This window comes from Candidatus Methylomirabilota bacterium, from assembly GCA_028870115.1.
Lineage (GTDB): Bacteria > Methylomirabilota > Methylomirabilia > Methylomirabilales > Methylomirabilaceae > Methylomirabilis.
In genome coordinates, this window is sequence record JAGWQH010000105.1 from 1 (window position 1) to 22,237 (window position 22,237).

15 protein-coding genes are annotated in these 22,237 nt (G+C 56.9%); 9 read left to right on the forward strand and 6 right to left on the reverse strand.

Annotation, left to right across the window (positions count from 1 at the left end; genetic code table 11):
• Positions 1 to 172 precede the first annotated feature (172 nt).
• The 6 genes from KGL31_13000 (at position 173) to KGL31_13025 (ending at position 7,009) form a co-directional block, all read left to right on the forward strand.
• Positions 173 to 1,141, forward strand: coding sequence for a U32 family peptidase (locus tag KGL31_13000; GenBank protein ID MDE2322806.1), 969 nt, complete (start codon positions 173 to 175; stop codon positions 1,139 to 1,141).
• A 5-nt stretch (positions 1,142 to 1,146) separates the two neighbouring features.
• Positions 1,147 to 3,711: a hypothetical protein gene (locus tag KGL31_13005; GenBank protein ID MDE2322807.1), complete on the forward strand. Its 2,565-nt coding sequence runs from the start codon at positions 1,147 to 1,149 to the stop codon at positions 3,709 to 3,711.
• 140 nt (positions 3,712 to 3,851) lie between these two features.
• Positions 3,852 to 4,382 (forward strand): hypothetical protein, encoded by a 531-nt coding sequence (locus tag KGL31_13010; GenBank protein ID MDE2322808.1) that lies wholly within the window; start codon positions 3,852 to 3,854, stop codon positions 4,380 to 4,382.
• An 88-nt stretch (positions 4,383 to 4,470) separates the two neighbouring features.
• Positions 4,471 to 5,379 (forward strand): TIGR01777 family oxidoreductase, encoded by a 909-nt coding sequence (locus KGL31_13015; GenBank protein MDE2322809.1) that lies wholly within the window; start codon positions 4,471 to 4,473, stop codon positions 5,377 to 5,379.
• A gap of 84 nt (positions 5,380 to 5,463) precedes the next feature.
• Positions 5,464 to 6,324, forward strand: coding sequence for an SDR family oxidoreductase (locus KGL31_13020; protein ID MDE2322810.1), 861 nt, complete (start codon positions 5,464 to 5,466; stop codon positions 6,322 to 6,324).
• A gap of 214 nt (positions 6,325 to 6,538) precedes the next feature.
• Positions 6,539 to 7,009: a universal stress protein gene (locus KGL31_13025; protein MDE2322811.1), complete on the forward strand. Its 471-nt coding sequence runs from the start codon at positions 6,539 to 6,541 to the stop codon at positions 7,007 to 7,009.
• A gap of 874 nt (positions 7,010 to 7,883) precedes the next feature.
• Here the strand turns inward: KGL31_13025 and KGL31_13030 are convergent.
• From KGL31_13030 to KGL31_13040, 3 genes are all read right to left on the reverse strand, one after another.
• Positions 7,884 to 10,049: a radical SAM protein gene (locus tag KGL31_13030; GenBank protein MDE2322812.1), complete on the reverse strand. Its 2,166-nt coding sequence runs from the start codon at positions 10,047 to 10,049 to the stop codon at positions 7,884 to 7,886.
• Between the two features lie 284 nt (positions 10,050 to 10,333).
• A complete protein-coding gene (locus KGL31_13035; GenBank protein ID MDE2322813.1) occupies positions 10,334 to 12,748 on the reverse strand; it encodes a DNA internalization-related competence protein ComEC/Rec2 in 2,415 nt (804 codons plus the stop codon).
• 70 nt (positions 12,749 to 12,818) lie between these two features.
• On the reverse strand, positions 12,819 to 13,784 hold the full coding sequence (locus KGL31_13040) for a CPBP family intramembrane metalloprotease (GenBank protein ID MDE2322814.1): 966 nt from the start codon (positions 13,782 to 13,784) through the stop codon (positions 12,819 to 12,821).
• A gap of 194 nt (positions 13,785 to 13,978) precedes the next feature.
• Here KGL31_13040 and KGL31_13045 point away from each other — a divergent pair, with 194 nt between their 5' ends.
• From KGL31_13045 to KGL31_13055, 3 genes are all read left to right on the forward strand, one after another.
• Positions 13,979 to 15,187, forward strand: a complete 1,209-nt coding sequence (locus tag KGL31_13045; protein ID MDE2322815.1) for an LptF/LptG family permease — start codon at positions 13,979 to 13,981, stop codon at positions 15,185 to 15,187.
• A 96-nt stretch (positions 15,188 to 15,283) separates the two neighbouring features.
• A complete protein-coding gene (gene lptG / locus KGL31_13050; GenBank protein MDE2322816.1) occupies positions 15,284 to 16,357 on the forward strand; it encodes an LPS export ABC transporter permease LptG in 1,074 nt (357 codons plus the stop codon).
• A 450-nt stretch (positions 16,358 to 16,807) separates the two neighbouring features.
• Positions 16,808 to 18,250 carry an adenosylhomocysteinase gene (locus KGL31_13055; protein MDE2322817.1) on the forward strand — a complete coding sequence of 481 codons (1,443 nt, stop codon included), beginning with the start codon at positions 16,808 to 16,810 and terminating at the stop codon, positions 18,248 to 18,250.
• A gap of 356 nt (positions 18,251 to 18,606) precedes the next feature.
• On the opposite strand, the gene metK is transcribed toward KGL31_13055, so the two are convergent.
• The 3 genes from metK to KGL31_13070 form a co-directional block, all read right to left on the reverse strand.
• On the reverse strand, positions 18,607 to 19,824 hold the full coding sequence (metK, locus tag KGL31_13060) for a methionine adenosyltransferase (protein ID MDE2322818.1): 1,218 nt from the start codon (positions 19,822 to 19,824) through the stop codon (positions 18,607 to 18,609).
• A 156-nt stretch (positions 19,825 to 19,980) separates the two neighbouring features.
• The gene (locus tag KGL31_13065) at positions 19,981 to 20,505 is read right to left on the reverse strand and encodes an HAD hydrolase family protein (protein MDE2322819.1); all 525 of its coding nucleotides are present in this window, start codon (positions 20,503 to 20,505) and stop codon (positions 19,981 to 19,983) included.
• 27 nt (positions 20,506 to 20,532) lie between these two features.
• Complete coding sequence (locus KGL31_13070; protein MDE2322820.1) at positions 20,533 to 22,236, reverse strand: glycosyltransferase family 39 protein; 1,704 nt, start codon at positions 22,234 to 22,236, stop codon at positions 20,533 to 20,535.
• Position 22,237 lies beyond the last annotated feature (1 nt).

Genomic DNA, 22,237 nt, shown 5'->3' on the forward strand with positions numbered 1-22,237 from the left:
GGGACAGGACGTGACGACCCGTGCTATCTCACGGTCTCACCGGACCAAGACTGACGCGGTCTGTCACGTCCGGATGTGTTAGATCCTCGACCACGACTCTATACCTGTTCATGACGCTACTGTAAAGATACAAGACTGAAGGCTGAAGAATGAAGAGGGAAGGACAAATACGATGGTGAAATTGATGGCTCCCGGGGGCACACAGGCGATGGCGATCGCCGTGTTGGAAGCCGGCGCGGATGCCGTCTATGTGGGCCCCGCGGGCTGGAGTCGGCGACCTCCTGAGGATGAGCTTCAGGATGAGGAGATCCGGGATGTCCACGAGTTTGCGCGGAGCAGAGGGCAGGAGGTCAAGGTTGCGCTGAACAGCGTGCCCGGTCCGCACGAGATCGACCGCCTGTACCAAAAGGTTGAAAAGTACATCGGCTGGGGTCTGTCGAGCTTCATTCTTAACGATGTCGGGTGCATCCGGCAGCTTTGCCAGCGATTCCCCGGCGTAGACATCCACGCCAGCGTGACGTGCGCCGTCTGCAACCGGGAGGACATCCGATTCTACCAGGAGATCGGCGCCAACTTCGTCATCCTCTCGTATCGATGGGGCGTAGAGGTCGATCAGATCCGCACAATCAAGGCCGAGGTCCCGGTTGGCATCGAGGTCTTCCTCTTCACGTCGCTTCAGGAGGGGATCATCTGCCCAGGGCGGTGTACGATGAGCAGCTACCTCCGCTTTGATCGATGGGTAGACTCCGAGGGGAAAGACCATTGCTTTGGCAGTTCCAATCGCGGGGGAAGCTGCCATCGGGTCTGCCAGGCCGGATGGGATCTCGACCCCACGAATGGGTCTCCCGCGAAACGGCTAGGCCTCAAAAGCAGCCCGTCGCTCATCCTCCACGAACTGCCGGACTATGTCGAGGCGGGCGTCGATTACCTGAAGATCCCGGGGCGGGAGCACCCGGATGGGGTTATGCGGGATATCACCAGATTTTACCGCAAGGTGCTCGACGAGATCCTGGCTTCCCCAGGCGCTGCGGTGGTGGAACACTTTGTTCCGGAATGGGAGCAGTTGAAGTACAGGTGGAAAGTCGAGCGGGTCCAGCGCGATCGCTTCCGCATCTGGCGGGCCGGGCAGTCAAGCGCTTGAGAAGCATGACGGAGAGGCCCTGCATCATCGATCTTCAGGATGTCCGGGAGGGCGATCTGACCCGTGTCGGGCGGAAGGCGTTGCATCTGGGTGTAATGATGCGGGCCGGATTCCCGGTGCCGAGAGGGTTCGTCATCCCTACCGACGCCTGCGAAGAGGCGATCCGATCGCCCGGCGAACAGATCGAGCTCGACAAGCGGTTACAGTCGGCGATTGTCGCAGCCTATCGGGCGCGGGGATTGCAGCGGGTGGCCGTGCGAAGCTCGGCGACCTTGGAGGACCTCCGCCACGCCAGCTTTGCCGGCATCTATACGACACGCGTCAATGTCGCTTCCGATTCGGAGCTGATCCACGCCGTGGCCGAGTGCTTACGCTCTATGAGGGCGCCACGCACTGCCTTGTACAGGCAGCACGTAGGCCTGGAGGAGAATGACAGCAAGCCGGGCATGGCTGTTGTCGTCCAAGAGATGGTGGATGCCGAGGTCTCGGGTGTAATCTACACCCTCAACCCGGTTACCTTCAGCCAAGACGAGTGCGTGGTCAACTCGGTGCGCGGCTTGGGCGAGCCGCTGGTGTCGGGTCGGGTAACGGGCGACACGTTCCGAGTAGATCGGGAGGGCCTGGTGCTGGAGGCGCGAATCGCCGAAAAGGGCGCGAGCCTGACGCCAATCCAACTTCGCGGCCTTGTTGACGCGGGTATCGCCCTGGAGGCGCTCTTCGGCCATCCGCAGGATATCGAGTTTGCCGTCGCTAGAGGGCGGATACATATCCTACAGACCAGGCCCATCTCGACTGCCGGCGACCCGATTGAACGCAAGGCTGCACGGTACCGACGAATGGAGATCGACCGGCTGCGCGACAGGATCGCCGAGTTGAGACGAAAGGGGACACTCGACTGCGGCGAAGCAGTCTTCAGCGACGGTAACATCGCCGAGATCCTACCCACGCCAACGCCCATGAGCTTCGGGATCTTCACGGCGATCTTCAGCGACGAGGGCGGCATTCAGCTTGGCCGCCGCCGGCTTGGGTATACGTTCGGCAAGGAGACCTCCGAGGGGCTGTTCGAGCTGATCTGTGGACACCCCTACTTCAACCTTGAGCTGGATGCGAAGACGTTCCAGGTCGGCTTTCCCCTCGATATCACGGCATGCCTGAACCGGGTAAAGGCCGAACCGCACCTGGCCCACTACCCGGAGCTCGGGCTCTATCAGCAGGAGTTGACCCTTGATGAGGCTGTGAGGAGATTCGGACCGGATGAGGGTCGGAAATACCACGACCGTTTCCTCGAATTCTTAAGCGGGATGATGAGGTGGGGGAAGGCGTCCTACATACAATTCGCCGACGCGATAGAACCTGGACTACAGCACTACCTGGCCCGGGAGCGATCAGTTGCCCTTACAGACCTTTCATCTGAAGAGATTGTCGTAAAGATCTGGGGCTACCTGAATCACCTGAAGCAGTACACTGCCATGCACTTCGTGATCGCGGCGAGGCTCGGCTTTTTCTTTACTGAAAGGGTGAAGCGGCAATTGCAAGTTTGGTTTGGTCCGGAAGCCGATGGGTTAATTGAGAAGCTAATGCATGGGTTAGAGCGAAGCAAGATCGGTCAAGAAGGGATTGATCTGTCGAGGCTTGCGCAAAAGGAGATGTTGCGCGAGGAGTTCCTTGCATTGTATGGCCACCTCGCTCCGAACGAACTGGAGATTGCGATGCCTCGCATGGCTGACGACCCCCAGAGCCTCGATCGGCTGCTCAGGAAGGCCGCGGCTACCATTCATCACCCTGCAGCGGAATCGCTTCAGCAGGTGGAGCGCAGAGAGCGGGATGAGGCAGAGGTTCGGAGCCGAATGGCGCGGCTTGGCGCGAGTCGGCTTGACATTCAAACCCTGTTCATAGAGCTGACGTATGCCCAGCGATACTTGCCGCTTCGCGAGTCGATCAAATTTTACCTAGCTGCAGAGTATGCGTTCATTCGACAGGCGTTGATGGTCTTGAGTCAAAAGCTTGATATGGAGTCCGATGCGATCTTCTACCTGTTTCCGTCTGAACTGCCGGAATTGCTGAGCGATCTGACGCAAGCACGAGAAAAGATCCGTGTCAGACGCGAGGAGCGAGAGATCGCGCTACTGTTCTCAAAGCGCAAATGGATGCCGAGGGTCATTTTCGAGAGCTCGCTTGAGGAAATCGGCAGGCCGCCAAGACTGGATGTTGCACAGGAGTTTCAAGCCGTTCCCGTCTCTTCCGGTGAAGCGGTGGGGACAGTGCGAATTATTGACCCCGACAGGCTGGACTCGCTAAGCAATGGGAACGGCTGCCACGCCCACGACATCATTGTCGTGCCGGCGGTGAGTCTCGGTATGTTCCTTCACCTCAGAGGGGCGGCTGGAGTGGTGATGGAAACCGGGGGCATTCTTGCGCACGGCGCCTGTCTGGCCCGCGAGAGCGGGGTCCCCGCTGTGATATTGGAACACGCCTCACTGTTGCTCCAGAACAAGAGCCGGGTCAGGATAGATGGCAGCAGCGGGAAGGTCTCTCTGTTGAAGGATCCAGCCTCCCCTGAGGGGTCGTAGGTCCAAAAGCTTACCCCGTTTGTTCCTCACTGCAGATCGCCCTGGAGCGCCTGCCTCCATTCCGAAAATAGTTGACACCCTGACCCGGATACCATAGGTTTGCATCGTCAACACGCATTTCGTGCGAAGGAGGAACGGTGATTAAGGAGCTGGGCGAGCGGGTGATTCGGGCTGCCAGGCTGGATGAAAGCCTTTATGAGGAGATTAAGGCCGATCGGCGGGCCCCGCTGCAGGCCGCGCTAGTAGTGATCCTGTCGGCTCTCGCCGCTGGAGTCGGTATCGTCCTTCAGAGCGGGGTCGGAGACTTCTTTCTCAAGACATTGCAGGCGATGCTTGAGTGGTATATCTGGGCGTTTTTTACCTGCGTGGTCGGTACACGGTTGCTCCAGGAGCCGCAGACCAGAACTGACGTCGGCGCGGGGGTGCGGATGATCAGTTTTGCCAGCGCTCCGGGAATGATCAGGCTGCTGGGCGTCATCCCCGGAATAGGCGGCTTCGTTTCCGGGCTGGCAACCGTCTGGATGCTGGGAGCCACAATCGTTGCAGTGAGAAAGGCCCTCGACTATACGACGACGATGCGGGCGGTAGGGGCATGCGTGATCGGGTGGGTCGCGCAGTATCTTATCATGGGCGTCTTGCTCAGCCTGAGGGATCCCGTCACAGGGGCCTGAGGCAAAGCTATCAGCGATCAGCAGTCAGCCATCAGCACCATCCTTATCAGAGGCTGACAGCTCATCGCTGATAGCTAAGAGTTGATTTATGGCATCGTTGCGCATCCTTGTCACAGGGTCAACCGGATTCGTGGGGTCGGCGCTGGTTCCGTTCATCGAGGCTAGCGGACACCGTGTCACCCGCCTGGTTCGGGTCAAGCCGGAGCCAAGGCTTGCCGACGTCCTGTGGGATCCTGAGGCGGGCGTCGTCGATACTGCTCGCCTGGAAGGGCTGAACGGGGTCGTCCACCTCGCGGGAGAAAATATCGCAACCGATCGGTGGACGGCCGAGAAGAAAGCGAAGATCCGCGACAGCCGGGTGGACGGCACCAAATTGCTGTGCGATGCGCTGGTCGGCCTGAAGCAGCCGCCTAAGGTGTTGGTATGTGCGTCGGCTATCGGCTACTACGGCGATCGTGGCGATGAGCTGCTCACCGAAGAGAGCGAGCCGGGCGCCGGTTTTTTGGCCTCCGTGTGTCGCGAATGGGAGGCATCGACCCAGTCAGCCGAACAAAAAGGGATCCGAGTTGTTCACCTCCGGTTTGGGATGGTGCTGAGTCCGACTGGCGGGGCAATGGCCAAGCTCCTCCCGCCGTTTAAGAAAGGCCTCGGTGGAGTACTTGGAACGGGGCGACAATATGTAAGCTGGATCACCTTGGACGATGTGTTAGGTGTGGTCCTGCACGCACTGACGACAGAAACACTCCAGGGTCCGGTCAATGCGGTTACGCCGAATCCCGTCACTAACCGGGAATTCACGCATACGCTGGGGCGGGTGATTGGTCGATTCACGATCTTTCCGATGCCTGCTGCCGCAGCGCATCTCGTCTTTGGCCAACTGGCGGACGAACTGCTCCTGGCCAGCCAGCGCGTCCAACCTACCCAGCTCCTGGCCACAGGATATTGCTTCCTCTATCCTGATCTCGAAGGTGCACTTCGACACTTGCTTGGGCGCTAGCACTCGGCCTGGAGATTCCGCTACCTGCACAATCGGCACAGTGTAACCAGGGTACTGTGAACTGACAACCTCTCGAGATGGAACATGGCGAACATATTGATCGCGGGCTGCGGGTATATCGGTACGGCGCTGGGCTCGCTACTCGCGGCTGAGAAACATACCGTCTGGGGACTGCGTCGTCACCCCGAAACACTTCCGCCGGATATTCGTCCAGTCACGGCAGACCTGACCTCGCCGGATACGCTTCAGAGGCTACCGCGGGCCTTCGACTATATCTTCTACACCGCAGCGCCCGATACCCATGACGAAGCGGCCTATCGAGCGGTCTATGTGGAAGGACTCAACAACCTGCTCAACGCGCTCGCCTCCCAGGAGGCGCATTCCGGACGTGTCTTCCTGACATCGAGTACAGGGGTGTACGGGGAGTTCTCTGGGGCCTGGGTGAACGAAACGTCCCCTACCCAACCAAATGAGTTCGGCGGGATGCGCCTTCTCGAAGGCGAACGGCTGCTGCTGGATGGTCCGTTCCCGGCCACTGTATTACGCTTGGGCGGTCTCTATGGTCCAGGCCGCGCATCGCTGATCGAGCAGGTGCGTCGAGGCCAGATCGCATGGGATGATGAGTCGCCCGTCTATTTTAATCGTATCCACCGGGATGATGCTGCCGGAGCCCTGCGCCATCTGATGATGCTCCCGAGCCCGGACCCCATCTACCTTGGAGTCGATCACGAACCGACCACGCTGGCGGTGCTCCTTGACTGGCTGGCCAAAACGCTTGGCGTGCCCCCGACGCGGCCGAGTGAATCATCCGGGGCTCGGACGCCCCGACATCCCGCCAACAAGCGTTGTCACAACGCCAAGCTTCTCGCCTCCGGCTATGTCTTCCGCTATCCGACCTTCCGCGAGGGCTATGCGGCCCTGCTCACAGAACAGGCTGGTCAATAGTAGCAGGCACAGCCTCCCTCCGAATCAAAAACGCTCCTTTTACTTTTTGCGAAATTACTTGCTCATCTATTGACAAGATACCCGACGACAGTTAAATTTTAGGCATCTAGACTACCGTGAGTGGAAGACGCACTAGAACGCCGTGAGAGCGATGTTTTCAATATCAGTGAACGGACGGTAGTAGGATCCACTTAACGCAGGGAGGTGAAGTACCATGATACCAAAGTATCAGAAAGTACTGGTAACTACAGATCTTTCACCCCTCGGAAACACCGCCATCCCCCATGCCTATGCTATCTTGGCAGAACGGGGCGGCACTGTCATCCTTTTGTGTACGGTTGATGTGTCCGGGATGCCGGACCCGCTCTACTCTCAGCCCACGCCTGGGGAGACGCTCGCTGAGGAGCGGGCGGAGATCCGGGAAAAGCTGTTCTCCTCGCTGGAAGCACTTGTGCCTGAGGAGGTTCGCACAGAGGGAAAGGTGAAAACGGAGGTACGTGTGGTAGAGATCGCCGGATCAGTCCATGATGCGATCTGCGAGGAAGCTGCAACCAAGGAGGTGGACGTCATCGTGATGGCATCTCATGGCTATTCCGGGATGAAGCACCTTATCCTGGGCTCAGTGGTAGAGCATGTGCTGCGGTCAGCCGATCGACCTGTCCTCGTTGTCCGCGCTCGGAAGTGAGAAGATTGAGCCGGGCGCAACGCGCGCCCGGCTCAATACGCAACTGCAATCCCGAGTCATCAAAAGGTCGCGCCTTCAGTCTTTCGACCGACTACGACAGCCCATCAATAGGCGACTCGGGTTCTGGTAATTCAAAAGCTTAGCAGGGGCGCTAGGGGTTCTTCGCGAACTCACCTGCCAAGCTAACATTGCTTGACTCCGCGCCATATAAGGGAGTGCTCAGCAATACGGCAGTGTTATTGGAAACGAACATTCCAACCTTCAGCTTACTGAGTGGTGCCGCTGATTTTATGAGTTCGCGTAATCCTGGCGCTGCATCTGCTGGAACTACTACATGAACGAAATCACCATGGCGACCGTCACGAAGAGCAATAGGCCGCCAGCCGCAAGCCACAACAAAATTGTGTCGCCCCGATCCACTGCAATCCTCCCTTAGTTTGACTGGTTAGCGGTTAATCGTGGTTACTTAACAACACACACTACGCGACGAGGTACTCCAAGTAAATCATATCTCATGGGGGCCACTCTTGCAACTACCCATGGAGAGCTAGTCTCGAAACCACCACATCGATGCGGTTCCCATCCGACACCGACCGTATAATAACCCCCAACTACGGAGACCGACGTGCCCTCTAACGAACGCGACTCAGCTTCCTCATTGGGCGAATGCGCAAATCTTGAGAGAGAATCTAACTGAGGTGGACCCCATTGTCAAGACAAAAATGACGTGACCGGCAGGTTCATCATGGGTAGCACTTCCTCCTGCTGCGGTAGAAGAGATAGATCAACTACTTATCGTTCACCGAGCGAAGAGACTGGTTACCGCGCTTGCCTTGATCGGAGGTCCAATCTGATCGCCACCCATCGGTCAGGACTACGATGCTCCTGCCCGTTTCCGGCGAATCGATGCGAAGAGGCTCCGAACGAACGCCGTTGTCAGGAGCAGCTCCTTGAAACAGGTGATCGCAAGCGCAGAAGGCTGAATGTGCCAGAATCGCATCCCACTCATGTGCTCCCGTGTTGTGATCCAAAACGTTTTGAGATCCTGGCGAGAGCAGACAATCCGGTTACTCAAGGCATCATACCTGACATAGAGCCGATCCAGTCGTGACGGGAGCCTTCCCTGGATGTCGGAATAGACTTCTTGCCATTCATGGACCTTTATACTTTGCCAAGCATCCCGATGGAGAGCATAAAGATGTTCAAACCATCTCTTGGCAGGTCCTTCTCCCCAGATCCATGAGCGATGGAGTGTCTGGATCTTGCCATGAAGGTCTCCCCACTTCCTCAGGAATGTATTCAAGTCGTGACGACTGAGTAACATCTTGGAGGGAAGCTCCTCAAAGGGATCGAGCAGGGCCCGGGCCTTGGCAGGGAGCGCCGTCTTGGCATCGCTATACGCCTTTTGCCACTCCGCGATCTTCAAGGTCTGCCAGATCTCGCCCTGGATCCGCTGAACCTCGTCGAAAAACCGCTTCTCTCTTTCACTTCTCGGACGGGTCTGGAGCCATATCTCCTCCATCTCCTTCAGAAAGCGGGCCCACGCCACGAACAGACGACAGACCTCTTTCGTACGCTTCCAGAGATGGACCGGCACCGGATCGATCGAACATCCCGGTCTCCGTGCCAGCCGGTCCTTCAGGCGGAAAAAGCCCGCTACCATCGGATGCTGCTTCTCGATCACGGCAGCGTTCTTGTACCACAGATACAACATGATGAGATTCCAGTATATCACTGGGTTGTGCCGCCATCGCGCCAGAACGTTGGCCATATTCTCTTTGCTGTAAAACGCTTTCCAGGCCTCTTGATACGCGGCGGTCCACTCCTCGGCGGTCATATGGGGGTGTGCGGTCGTGGCGTGGAAAGAATCCCGCTTGTTGAGATCGGGGTCCATCCATTCCCCACGCATCTTCATCTCGCGATGATCCTCGGAGCCGGGAAGCGGGGTCAGCATAAAGAAGGAGGCCTGATCCGGCTGGATGACCTCCATGAGATACTGGATATCGCGGGCTACCTGCTCCTTCGTATCAAAGGGGAGGCCAATGATATAAGCTGCATGGACGACCACGCCGGCATCGTGCCACTCGCGGACCGCACTCACATACTCCTCGACCTTGTTCTGCCCCTTGCCCTGGGACTTGAGGTTCTCAGGGTTCACGCTCTCCATGCCGACGAACACCTGGCTGCAGCCGGCCTCCGCCGCGAGACGTACGAACTCCTTCGGCTTGCGGGCCAGGTCCACCTGCATCATGAAGGAGATGGCAATCCCTTCCTCGCGGAGCCGGATGATTGCTTCAAAGGTCTCGCGCCACAACTTCTTACGAGCAAAATTGTCGTCCGTGAGGAAGTAGTAGTTGATGCCACGCTCCAAGTAATTTCTTCGGATAAGTTCTGCGATCGCCTCCGGAGAGCGCTCCCGCATCATTCGACCCTGCACGTTGATGATGGTGCAGAAGGAGCATGAAAATGGACAGCCTCTGGAAGTTTCCACGGTCCCGAAGTTGGGCCTGGCAAAATGCTTCATCGTCTTGGGACTGGTCACGGGGAGAGGGGCCTTTTCGATGTCGACCAGGTTCTTGAGATCTTCAGCGAAGGAGTAAAGGGGTTTCAGTTGTCCGTTGAGAACATCGGCCAGTATCCCCCCCCAATGTCCTTCAACCTCACCGGCTACGACTACGATCGACTCCCGATAGAGTTCCTGAATGTCCGGTTCCTGGTCGCCGAGGATATTGATGGTTCCACTGGTATGGAATCCTCCCATGATGACGTCAATCCCATGCGCGCGGAACTGCTTGCCCAGATCGAGCGCCCTTGGGAACTGGGGGGTTTGAACCCCTACCAGACATACTACGAGTTTGGTGTGAAGGTGGCGACTCCATTTGACGATCTGCTTGACAGGGACCTTTTCCGCTACCTCATCAAAGGTATCGAGCTGAATGGCGATGTCGCCCAGAACGCGGCGTTTGTCGACATCTTCAGTCAAGCCCCGGAGTACACTGAGCGTGTTGCTGGGCAGTACGCCCTTCCAAAAGCGGATCACGTACCCGCCATCATCGAATTGCGATGGTTTGATAAGGACAACTCGAAGGGTTCTGTACTTATGGGCTTGGGAGGGAAGAACGGGTTGCGACGATTCAGGACAATTGTGCACGGGTTCCTTGACGGCTAGCAATGCGCGTGAACTATGAGTTGTCTCCTCCATGCCTCGCCTTCTTCGCTACTGTGCTTCCGAACTCGTACAAATGAGTCACAAAACAACACAGGTTGTTACTGTACATCAGACTTCCCGGACCTGTCAACGGAAAAATAAAATCTCAAACGGAGCTACCGATTCGACTGTCGAAAGGTCGCCACGTTGACCGTATTCCCATCGCTCGTGACGGTGACGGCGCCGTCCAGGTCGGTCCTGTACAGATTGACGCCGTTCGTGCGGTACCGGTCCAACGTCTCCTGGTGGGGATGTCGGAACCGGTTCCGATAACCGGCAGAGACTACCGCGACCCTCGGATGGACATGCGTCAGAAACGGTTCGCTGCTGCTGGTCCTGCCGCCATGGTGAGGCACCTTCAACACCTGCGCTGCAAGATCGGCTCCCCGCTCAAGCAGCAGTTGTTCCGCCTCCTGTTCAATATCACCGGGCAAGAGAAACGTCACCTTGCCGTACTTCACGGTCAGGACCAGAGAGTTGCTGTTCACATCAGAGAACCGGCCGCGAGGCGAGCCATAGAGCATCGGATTCGACGGGTGCAGCACGGCGATCTGTACCGGGGCGAACTCCGATGTCTGATAGCCGGCCTCGAGGATCTTGTGGGGGATTCGCCTGTCGCGCAATACCTCTTCAAACCACAGATAGGTCGGTATGGCGGCCCGCTGCCCGCTATCCCAGACCTGGCCAATCGGAAAATGGCGGAGGACGGCCTGCAAGCCGTTCAGGTGATCCGGATGCGGATGCGACAGGACCACGACATCCAGGTGGCCAATCCAGCGGGATAGCAGGAACGGAACCACCACCTGCTCTCCGACATCGAACCGATCATCGAACAGCCCGCCGCCGTCGATCAGAATAGCTCGCTTTCCGGGAAGCTCCAGGACAATCGCATCGCCTTGTCCGATATCCAGAACAGTCATCCGTAGTTGGCCGTTCTGAAAGATGGGCAGCAGGCGGACACCGATCAGGACGACGAAGGCAAGGGCGGCCGCGCACGCAGTCCATCGGAGCCACCGGCGTCCCATGGCCGCCATCGCGGCTCCTAACGCCAGATAGTAGCAGATGGCCATCGGTATAGACGGAGAGAAAAGCTGGATCGAGGCAAAAGGTAGCCCCGCGAACCATCCGGCAAGGAATGTCAGCAGATCGATCAGCCATCTCATGAGTGTGGCAAGCCATCCGAGAGAGCCGGGAATGACCGTCGCCAACACGGCAAACAGCATCCCTGCCCCTGTGAGCAGACCGCTCAACGGCACAATCGGGAGGTTGGCCAGGATGCCGATAGGCGAGATCCGATGGAAGGTGGAGGCGAGAATCGGGGCTGTCCCGAGGAACGCGGCGACAGACAGCAATACGGGCGTGGCAACCCATCGCCAGGGTACCGATAGTGAAGCCAACGGCAGCCGATCGACCGCCACCAGGATCGCCCCCGTGGCGACAAAGGTAAGCTGAAATCCGACATCGAACAGAAACAGTGGTTGCCACAGGAGGAGCCAGAAGGCGGAGAGGGCAAGGGTGTTGAGCGAATCGGCCTCCCGATCGAGGATCAGTCCCAGCAGGTATACATCAGCCATCACTGCCGCCCTGACCACCGACGCGCTCCCGCCAGCGAGGGCAGCATAAAAGGTGATAAGACCCATCGAGATCAGCGCGCTCGGGCGCAGCGGGACACGGACTGCCTTCAAAAGAAAAAACAGCGCGCCGGCGAGGATGCTCACGTTGAGGCCGGAGATGGCCAGAATGTGATACGTGCCGGACCCCGCAAAAGCCTCGGTGATCCGCCGCGGGATATCGGATCGCTCACCGAGTGTCATAGCAACGAGAAGAGAGGCCTGCTCGGGCGGCAATAGGCTGTTCACCGCCTGAATCATTCGATCGCGGAGCGCATATGTAAAAGCAAGCGGCCCGCTCCCTCCGCCTGTTCCTCGCCGCTCGATAGGAGAGGCTTCGCCCGCCCACCCTTCGAGGGTCACACCCTGACTCCTGAGATAGAGCGGGTAGTCGAACCCGCCCGGATTAAGGTATCCTCGCGGCCTGCGAAGCTTGAACTGTCCGCGAATGCGCTCCCCATAGGCAGGAACGATCTCGGAGCCAGGAAGAGTCAGACGCGCGCGCCCGATGACCTCGATCTCCCGCCCAGCCAGCCACATGGTTCGCAGGTCGAGAACGATCCGGACCCGCCTCGCTTCATCCTCGACGCCTCCGGCATCGACGGCTACGGAATCGCCCGGCGAGGCCACAACTCCCTCGATCAGAAGCGGCTGCTCCAGGACCTCTTCGGGTAAACGATCGATGTGATGTGGGGGAAGGAGGTAGGGCTCGACTCCGAGGCGCCCCGCGCCGAGGGAAAAGAACAGGAGCAGCAGGAAGGCGCTGGCGACGCGAAGTCGCCGATACGCGGCACTCAACAGGGCGAGGGCGGCGGCTGCAACTCCGGTGAATAACCAGATGGGCGCCGGACACTGCAGCAGGCGTACGGCCATAATGCCCAGAAGAAACGCAATAACCAGCGGTACGAGCGGACGGCGCATGGGCTGTGAGCGATCCTCAATCCATGCAGAGAAAGAAGCAGTCTCCTGCTCTACCTGGGGGCCCGCGTATTCATTTACCACCCCTGAGAAAGAGGATCCACATCGCGTCTACCATTGCATGGACCGTAGCAGATGCTGTGATAGAACTGGTTTTCCAGAACACAAACCCATATCCTAAGCCGGCAATAGTGGCCACCCCGGCGTAAGGCCAGTTCGGAACGTCATATCCCAGCGCCCTCTTATTCACATGCGCTAGCCCGAACACCGCTGACGCAATAACCAACGCACCGATCGGCTTCAGACGATGCCGGAGAAGATTCTGAATCGCGCCACGAAAAAGTATTTCTTCGACCACTCCGATACTGACGAAGATCATCGGGACAGCGACAAATACCGCTATCGGGACAGCGATGATGAGAGGTAATCCAAGAGGATTGAGTCTCACCGCCTTGGCGATCCCCAATGTGGTCAGCCCGGTAGACAGTGTAATCAACAACAGCGTGACGCTTAGAACCCCAAAGGTTGCTACCATCGGGGGCAAGTCCGACTTTTTAAAAGACAGATCACACTTCAGGTCACATCTTCTCCATCCAGAAAGGACAATAAGCGCATAAATAATGGCCGCGTACACGCCTAACGGCAGAGCGGTAGGCCGCGTGCTGCCGATTTGCACGCGAAGCCAATTCGTGTTCACAATCTTCAACTCAATCAGCAACCAGATCCACAGCACGACGGCAAAATTAATCACCAAGTCGCTTCCGGTACATGTATCGTCAGATTTCGGCCCGGTCAGGTAGAGTAGCAACGTCGGTAATCCAAAATATCCCGCCAATAGCGCAAAAAGAGTAAAGTCCCACTGATCGACCGCCGCACTCACCATACTGTAATACGCGAGCATGAGACACGGGAGCCACCAGACGCGAAGAGGCGTTTCCACAAGCCAGGCGCCCACGCCTTCTCGAGTGGATTTTTTCATCATCACAATGAACGTCACCGCCAACATGACGGTACCGATGATGGCTACTACGATCCCCATTCAGGAACCTCCGCGCTCTCAACACTCTGTTATACGCGCCTTTATAACAGCCTCTCCAAGGCTATATCAAGCGAATTATATTTACTTGATGAGGTCTCTTCACTACAATTAATAGGATGCAACATTCGCACCGCGCACCGCGCACTTCGCACCCTACCCCTCATATCAACGGGACAACCGTTTTCACCGGGCGGTTGCGCTTTTTCTGTCTGATCGATCGGCATCTGCTGAGAGAGATGGCGGCCGCCTTCGCGCTCGGACTCGGCACCTTTACCTTCGTACTGCTGATGGACCAGATGATGCGCCTAATGGATCTGATCATCAATAAAGGGGCGCCCGTTGGAGTCGTCCTGCGTCTCGTCTTGTATATCCTTCCTTTTTCTCTAACGGTTACGATTCCGATGTCCGTGTTGTTGGCGGTCCTGTCCACGTATGGCCGCGTCTCGTCCGAGGGAGAAGCGATCGTCCTTAAAACAAGCGGCCTCAGTTTGTACCGCCTTATGGCGCCTGGGGTTTTCTTCGGAATCGTTGCCACGCTCGCCACCCTTTGGATCAGTACCCTGGTTCAGCCCAACAGTACAAGGGCCTTCAAGACGTTGACTTACCAGCTCTACCACACCCAAGCGCTCACAGCCCTCGATGAGGGGGTATTCAACACCGAGTACCCGGGGCTTGCGATCTACGTGAATCGCTCGGAGAAACGGGACGGGACACTCCAAGGCATCCTGGTCATCGATCAAAGAGGCCAGGCCGATCAGCATCTGATCATCGCTCGAGAGGGAAAACTGCTCAACAAGAATGATGAGACGGAGGCACCGATCGGGCTCCAATTATCGAAGGGAACTCTCCACGTCAGCTCCCACGACAATCCAACCCGGTATCGAAATCTCGATTTTGAAACCTACGATCTACAGATCCTGGCCGGCGGTACCCTTGCTGAGACGGTAGGGCGAGTCAGGCAGGGTAAGGAGATGAATCTTGAGGAACTGCGAGCGGAGATTACACGACTGAACAAGACTGGGGATAAAGCTTGGTCGCTGCAGGTAGAACTGCACAAGAAATTTGCTCTCCCAATTGCCTGCCTCATTCTGAGCGCGATAGGCGCCCCGCTCGCGATTCGCATCAAGAAGGCCAGCCGCGGCGTCAGCCTTGCCCTCAGCGTGGCCTTTGCCGTGTTCTACTATATCCTGCTGGCGACCGGCGAGAGTCTGGGATCGCGCGGGGCAATCGAGCCCGCCATCGGCGTATGGTTCCCGAACCTCACCCTCGGTATCATCGCAATCAGCCTGGTTCTTATGGAGGGTCGCGAGGCCGTTCTACCCGTTAAGATTCGATTGGCCATGCGGACTCTGATGGTATACTTTACGCGGGCCACCTCACGGCAGAAAACCGTAGAATCATAAGTATCCAAAACATTGGGGAAAGCGCTTGCCCTGTCCCGAAGGGCGTAGCGCGCAGCGCCCTACATCGCGACTGAACGCTGATTCCTGCATACTTTTATGCGAATCCTGGATCGTTACCTTGCAAGAGAGTTTCTGAGAACATTCGTCTTCTCGCTGGCGGTTTTCCTCGCGCTTTCCGCCATCGTGGATCTGTTCGACCGCCTATCCCGCTTCCTTGACGTGTCCGGCATGGTGGTGATCCAATATTATTTTCATAGGCTGCCATGGTTCGGGTTCCAGGTCATGCCGATAGCAGTGCTGCTTGCCGCCCTGTTCAGCCTTGGAAAAATGGCTCGGAACAATGAATTGCTCGCCATGAAGATGGGCCGCCTGAGCTCCTTCCGTATTGTTGTTCCGCTCTTGGTCCTCGGTCTCATGGTGAGCCTTGCGGCCTTAATTCTTGGCGAGTCAATTATCCCTCGAATGAACGAGCGCGCGCTGGACACATATCGGGTCAAGGTACAGAAGGTCTCCCCCTTCCAGCGTACTAAGAACAACGATATCTGGTACCGGGCTAAGGGTAACCGGTTCTTACACATCTCGCTGTTGGATGCGGCATCGAGTACTGTCCAAGGATTCACACTCTTTGAACTCTCGCCGGATTTCAGACTGCTGAGAAGGATCGATGCAAAGGAGGCCAGATGGCAAGGCGGACAGTGGTGGCTTCGGGACGGCAACATTTCATGGACCAGGCCTGATGGAGCCTATCGAGTCGATCATTTCACGAACCTCACACTGAATCTGGAAGAAAAACCCACGGATCTCGCCCGGGTGGTGCGGGAATCTGAGGAGATGACCTCTTCGGACCTTCGAGAGTATATTGAACGACTGGCCAAAACTGGAGTGAACTCTATACGGTATCAGGTAGACCTAGCAGCAAAGGGCTCTACGGCATTCACGAATCTTGTGATGGCCCTGATAGGGATCGCATTCGCCCTTCGTACCGGCAAGCGAGGCGTGATGGCCTGGACGGGCGCCTGCGTGGTGGTCGCCGTCTGTTACTCGATTCTCAACTCCTTCAGCATTTCCTTGGGGCGTGGCGGCGTTCTGCCTCCGCTGGTCTCGGCCTGGCTTCCCAATGCTCTCTTCACTGCTGCCGGCCTCAGCTCCGTACTCACGGTGAAGAGTTAGCGCATCTGTCATTGCGAGCGACTAAATGGAGCGCAGCAAACTCAGCGTTCTTGAGGCTGCGAAGAGCGGTAGGATTGCTTCGGACGCTGCGCTCCTTCGCAATGACGCGGTCGGAGGCTACGTCCCCATACTCCAGGATTCCAGGTACTGTCGCTGCTCAGAAGTCAGCGTATCGATCCGGACCCCCATGGACGCAAGCTTCAACGCTGCGATCTGCAGATCGATCTCGGTCACGATGACGTTCGCGCCCATCCCCCGCCCGCATGACCGCACCCTACATTTTGGGGCCAATATTGCCTTGACCACAAGTCCGTTGCTGCTTATACTTTCCACGTCAGAAGCAATACCTTATCAAAAAAATCAAACAAATGAAATTCCCCTCACCGCGTTCCGCGCGGTCGGGAGGGCTAAATAGGGGCGCCTCGCACTCTTTATAAAAAGGACATGAACATGCCGACGTTAACAGAAAAAAACGTATCCTCTTTGCCTGATTTTAAAGTGGCAGATTTGTCCTTGGCCGATTTTGGTCGCAAAGAAATTGAAATTGCTGAAAAAGAAATGCCCGGCCTGATGGCGGTGCGTGAAAAGTACGGGAAATTGAAATCCCTCAAAGGCGTCCGGGTCACCGGTTCGCTGCATATGACCATTCAAACAGCCGTGTTGATCGAAACCCTGGTCGACCTGGGTGCTGATGTTCGCTGGGCCTCTTGCAATATCTTTTCAACCCAAGACCATGCAGCGGCAGCCATTGCCGTGGCTGGAGTTCCCGTATTCGCCTGGAAAGGTGAAACCTTGGAAGAATATTGGGACTGTACTTTTAACGCGCTGGTTCACCCCGGCAAACACGGTGAGGTCCTGGGACCCCAGCTCATTGTGGATGATGGTGGCGATGCCACTCTGCTCATTCATTGGGGAGTTAAAGCCGAAAACGACGCGTCTTTCCTGGATCGAAAACCGGCAAACGAAGAGGAAGGTTGTATTCTCAACTTGTTGAAAAAGACCTTGAAGTCCCATCCTGGTATGTGGACCCGCATGATCAAAGATTGGAAAGGGGTTTCGGAGGAAACCACCACCGGCGTCCATCGTTTATACCAGATGATGGAAAAAGGGGAACTTTTGGTGCCGGCCATTAATGTGAACGACAGTGTCACCAAGAGCAAGTTCGATAATCTGTACGGATGCCGAGAGTCATTGGCCGACGGTATCAAGCGCGCCACCGATGTGATGATCGCAGGTAAGGTAGTAGTCGTGGCCGGCTACGGAGACGTGGGCAAGGGTTGCGCGCATAGCATGCGCAGTTACGGGGCCCGCGTTATCGTCACTGAGATTGATCCCATTAACGCTCTACAAGCGGCGATGGAGGGCTTTGAAGTCACCGTTATGGAAGATGCCGCCAAGGTGGGAAATATTTTTGTCACCGCCACCGGTAACGTGGATGTCATTACCGTAGATCACATGGTGATGATGAAAGGGGAAAGCATCATTTGCAATATCGGGCATTTCGACAGCGAAATCGATGTGGCCGGGTTGAAATCCCTTCCGGGTGTACAACACGTCAACATCAAGCCCCAGGTAGATAAATATGTACTTCCCAATGGGAATAACCTCTATCTTCTGGCTGCAGGACGTCTTGTCAACCTGGGTTGTGCCACGGGTCATCCCAGTTTCGTCATGTCGAATTCATTTACGAACCAAACCTTGGCCCAAATCGATCTTTGGAACAATCCACGACCCATAGGTGTGTACACCTTACCTAAAAAGTTAGATGAGGAAGTCGCTCGACTACATTTGCAAAAACTGGGAATCAAGCTGACCCGGTTGAATCCCAAGCAGGCTCAATATATCGGAGTCTCTCCAGAAGGTCCCTATAAGCCGGATCATTATCGTTATTAATCAGCAATTGGATTGCCTCTAGAATCCTATCCCTTTGAATCCGCTGGGGGTTCATTCCCCGCGGCTTGCTGCCGTAAGTTCGTCATACCGGCGAAAGCCGATATCCAGAGGGCCCGACTAGATTCCCCCGTATCCAGTACGGGGCAGGCGTGTCAAGCACAGAATGACTGGCCAGAACAGAAGATGATACCTCGCAGCTTGCTTCGGAGGTTTTGAGGGGACCTTCAGAGGGGCAGCAACTATTTAAAATGAGAGAATTGTAAGAACGCCTAACGACTGTAGAACAACCCGATTCTAAACGCCGTACTCAGCCTCGGGCTGTTCCAGCCCTAAATACAGCTATCAGCGGTCAGCGGTCAGCCAAGAGTGTCTTTTGCTGAATGCTGATCGCTGATAGCTGACCGCTCGTCTATGCTCCCAGCTCCCAGCCGGCCGGCCTCTTTTTTCAGTTCCTCGGCCTTGTCGGTTCGTTCCCACGTAAAATCAGGTTCTGTGCGGCCGAAATGGCCATAGGCCGCAGTCTGCTTATAGATCGGACGCCGAAGATCGAGTGCCTTGATCATCCCGGCCGGGGTCAGCTCAAAGTGCGTCCGGACCATTTTCATCAACTCCTCATCCGGTATCGCCCCTGTTCCCTTCGTATCGACCAACACCGACACCGGGTCGGCGACGCCGATCGCATAGGCCAGTTGAACCTCACATTTCTTCGCTAAGCCGGCCGCCACGAAATTCTTTGCAATATACCTGGCATTGTACGCCCCAGATCGATCGACCTTCGTCGGGTCCTTCCCGGAGAAGGCGCCACCTCCGTGGCTCCCGACACCGCCATAGGTATCCGCGATCAACTTCCGGCCGGTGAGCCCCGTGTCGCCGTGCGGACCACCGATGACAAAGCGGCCGGTAGGATTGATGTGATAGGTAATCGAATCCAAGTCCACCAACGCCTTGGGGAGAATCGGAAGAATCACCTGCTCAATGACATCTTCCCGGATCTGCTTTAACGGAACCTCAGCGCTGTGCTGGGTAGAGATGACGACCGTATCGATTCGATTCGGCTTCCCATCAAGATATTCGACCGTGACCTGCGATTTGCCATCCGGCCGAAGGTAATCCAGGATCTCCGTACGCCGAACCTCGGCCAGGCGCCTGGCCAGCTTGTGGGCCAGCATGATCGGCATCGGCATCAATTCTGGTGTCTCATCGCTGGCATACCCGAACATCAACCCCTGATCTCCCGCCCCCTGGATATCCACCCCCAACGCGATGTCAGGGGACTGCTCCTGAATAGCGTTGATCACGCCGCAGGTCTCGTAATCAAAGCCGTATTTCGCCCTCGTATAACCGATGTCCCTGATCGTTTCGCGAACCACCCTTGGGATGTCCACATAACACTTGGTAGAAATCTCCCCGGCCACAAAGGCCAAGCCCGTCGTGACCAGCGTTTCACAGGCCACCCGGCCATAAGGGTCCTGCGTGAAGATGGCGTCAAGTACGGCATCAGAGATCTGGTCGGCGATCTTGTCGGGGTGACCTTCCGTCACCGATTCCGACGTGAACAGATACAGCTTGGGCATGAATCGGTCCTCCTCCCCTTCTATAAAATCCGCTCTGTTACTCCGACGGCGAGCCGGCGAACAGCGTCCCCTCGCCTTCGACGGGTCACTGTAACACACCTCTCCCGCTTGTCAAGAAAAAGCCGTAGCCCGGCCGCCTCCCCTGGAAACTCGCTCTCATCGTCCGATGAACTCTTCCCATCGACCCTGAGCCTTCAGAATCAGGTCGATTACCTCCCGGACCGCGCCGCAGCCGCCGGCCTGCGTCGTCACAAAGGCAACCTGCGCCCTCACCTCCGGATGAGCATCAGCCGGCGCCGCAGAGAGGCCGGCCCGACCGAGCAACGGTAGGTCGTTCAGATCATCACCGACATACGCCGCCGCCTCATCGGTCAGGCCATACCGCTGAAGGAGTATCTCGTACACTTCGAGCTTGTTCAGGGCTCCTTGGTGGATCTCAGAAATACCCAACTCCTTCGCACGGTGGGTAACCGCCCTCGACACGCGCCCCGTCAGGATCGCCGTCAGTAACCCCGCTTGTTGGGCCATGCGAAGACCCAGGCCGTCCCTCACGAAGAATGCCTGACTCTCCACCCCCTCAGCACTGTAGAAGATGCGTCCGTCAGTCAGGACGCCATCCACGTCCGTTATGAGCAGACGTATCGCCTTCGCCTTTTCCTGAAGTCTGAGGTTGCTTGACATGGAACTCCATACTCCCTCAAAAGGTCATCATGACCGCGCCCGATTCTTCACCAGGACAAAGTCCCGCTGGCGATACGAATGATTCGCAAGACGCATGATCGGGAGGTTGCCTCGGCGTTCAAGCTCCTCGAAGCTGCTTTTGCTCAGAAGACCGAAGATCTGCGGCCCGGCCTCAAAGGCCGCGTAGATCTCGTCCGGGGTCTGAAGTTCCGGCACCGGCGATGGTCGATCCAGATAATACAGGATATCCTCACCAAACGACCGCCCCGGGTGATAAATCACCAGAGGGGCGTCACCCACAACCGCGCTGATCTGCTCGGCAATGACCTTTGCAGATTCGTGTCTGGCAAGCGTAGGATAAAAGTACTGAACCAGACCGATAGTCATCGCGATGGCGACCGCCACCACGCTCGAAAAGATAGCCGGCGGTTGACACCTGCAGGCGGTGTAGAGGACAGCTATGCACCCGATACCTAAAAGCAGTGCAAACGGGATAGACCAGAAATCACCAGGCATGAGAAATCGCAGCTGAATGAGCCTTGGGCCAATAAACAAGCCCAACGCGCCAACCAGACCCAGAAGGCAGGCCGTAACCCGGAGCAGGCGGGTCTCCGTCGACGACAGGGTATTTGCATACCGAAAGAGATGGTCCCAGTATCGGGCCATCAACAGGGCAAAGGGCGGGATAAGATATACGAGAAACCGCTCGGCCTTCCCTGCCGGCAGGCTCAAGAGCACGAAAAATCCGATGAACCAGACGCGAAGCAGCAGGTCCGCTTCGCCAAGAGGACGAACATGCGATCTCCAGAGATACAGACTTACACATGGGAGAAAGAGGCTCCAGGGAAAGAAAACCGCAAAGATCATGACGAGGTAGAAAAACGGTGAGTTTGGCGCATGGACGACGCGGGTCAGATTCTCGTCGACAAAAAAGTGCCGGTTAAACTCATCGCCTAACTCCAGATAATAGGGCACGGTAACCAGCAGAAAGATTGCCAGGCCAACCAGCAGGTACGGAATTTCTGCGAGGACCCTGGATCGCCGTGTCAGCACCACAAAGCCGAACGCCGCAACTGCCGGCAGCAGGAAACCTACGGGGCCCTTCAAGATGGTTGCCAGGGCCATCGACAGGAAGGCGAAACACAGATAGCTGAGCCGACGCCCGCCTCCGCGATAGGCCACATAAAAGGCGAAGAATGCGAGATTCATCCAAAAGGCAAGCTCGACATCGAATCTCGCTTGATGAGCATGCCAGACAGCGGCAAGCGTAGTGGTCGTGATAAGCGCCGCAATTACGCCAAGCCGTCGGTCGAACAGCAGCTTTCCACTAAAGTACACGAGGAACACCAGCCCGATCCCGAAGGTCGCTGATGGAAATCGAATGGCAAACTCAGTCGGCCCCCACAGGACAAGGGACAGCGCCATAAGCCAGAAATGCAGTGGGGGTTTGTTCACATAGGGACGTCCCTCGTAGACAAGCTGCAGCCAGTCCCCGGTCCGAACCATCCTTCGCGCAATGGCCGCGTACATCCCCTCGTCGCCTCTGAGGGGTATGCCCAGATGCGAGTAGAAGACGAAAAGCACCCAGACGAGCAGAGCGCCCAGGACCAGCCACTCCTTTTCCAGACATCCCCCTATCCCACATCCCCCCGCACCGCCCTTTGCAAAAGGGGGGATGTCTGGGGCTGAAGGAGAATTTACTTCGTACCCCGCACCTCGCAGTTCGCCCATC

Excerpts from the sequence above, each read along its gene's own strand:
- KGL31_13015 (MDE2322809.1), top strand. The coding sequence starts at position 4,471 with ATGGCATCGTTGCGCATCCTTGTCACAGGGTCAACCGGATTCGTGGGG.
- KGL31_13035 (MDE2322813.1), bottom strand. The coding sequence starts at position 12,748 with ATGCGCCGTCCGCTCGTACCGCTGGTTATTGCGTTTCTTCTGGGCATT.
- KGL31_13065 (MDE2322819.1), bottom strand. The coding sequence starts at position 20,505 with ATGTCAAGCAACCTCAGACTTCAGGAAAAGGCGAAGGCGATACGTCTG.
- KGL31_13055 (MDE2322817.1), top strand. The coding sequence starts at position 16,808 with ATGCCGACGTTAACAGAAAAAAACGTATCCTCTTTGCCTGATTTTAAA.
- KGL31_13025 (MDE2322811.1), top strand. The coding sequence starts at position 6,539 with ATGATACCAAAGTATCAGAAAGTACTGGTAACTACAGATCTTTCACCC.
- KGL31_13040 (MDE2322814.1), bottom strand. The coding sequence starts at position 13,784 with ATGGGGATCGTAGTAGCCATCATCGGTACCGTCATGTTGGCGGTGACG.
- KGL31_13020 (MDE2322810.1), top strand. The coding sequence starts at position 5,464 with ATGGCGAACATATTGATCGCGGGCTGCGGGTATATCGGTACGGCGCTG.
- lptG (MDE2322816.1), top strand. The coding sequence starts at position 15,284 with ATGCGAATCCTGGATCGTTACCTTGCAAGAGAGTTTCTGAGAACATTC.
- KGL31_13005 (MDE2322807.1), top strand. The coding sequence starts at position 1,147 with ATGACGGAGAGGCCCTGCATCATCGATCTTCAGGATGTCCGGGAGGGC.
- KGL31_13070 (MDE2322820.1), bottom strand. The coding sequence starts at position 22,236 with ATGGGCGAACTGCGAGGTGCGGGGTACGAAGTAAATTCTCCTTCAGCC.
- KGL31_13000 (MDE2322806.1), top strand. The coding sequence starts at position 173 with ATGGTGAAATTGATGGCTCCCGGGGGCACACAGGCGATGGCGATCGCC.
- metK (MDE2322818.1), bottom strand. The coding sequence starts at position 19,824 with ATGCCCAAGCTGTATCTGTTCACGTCGGAATCGGTGACGGAAGGTCAC.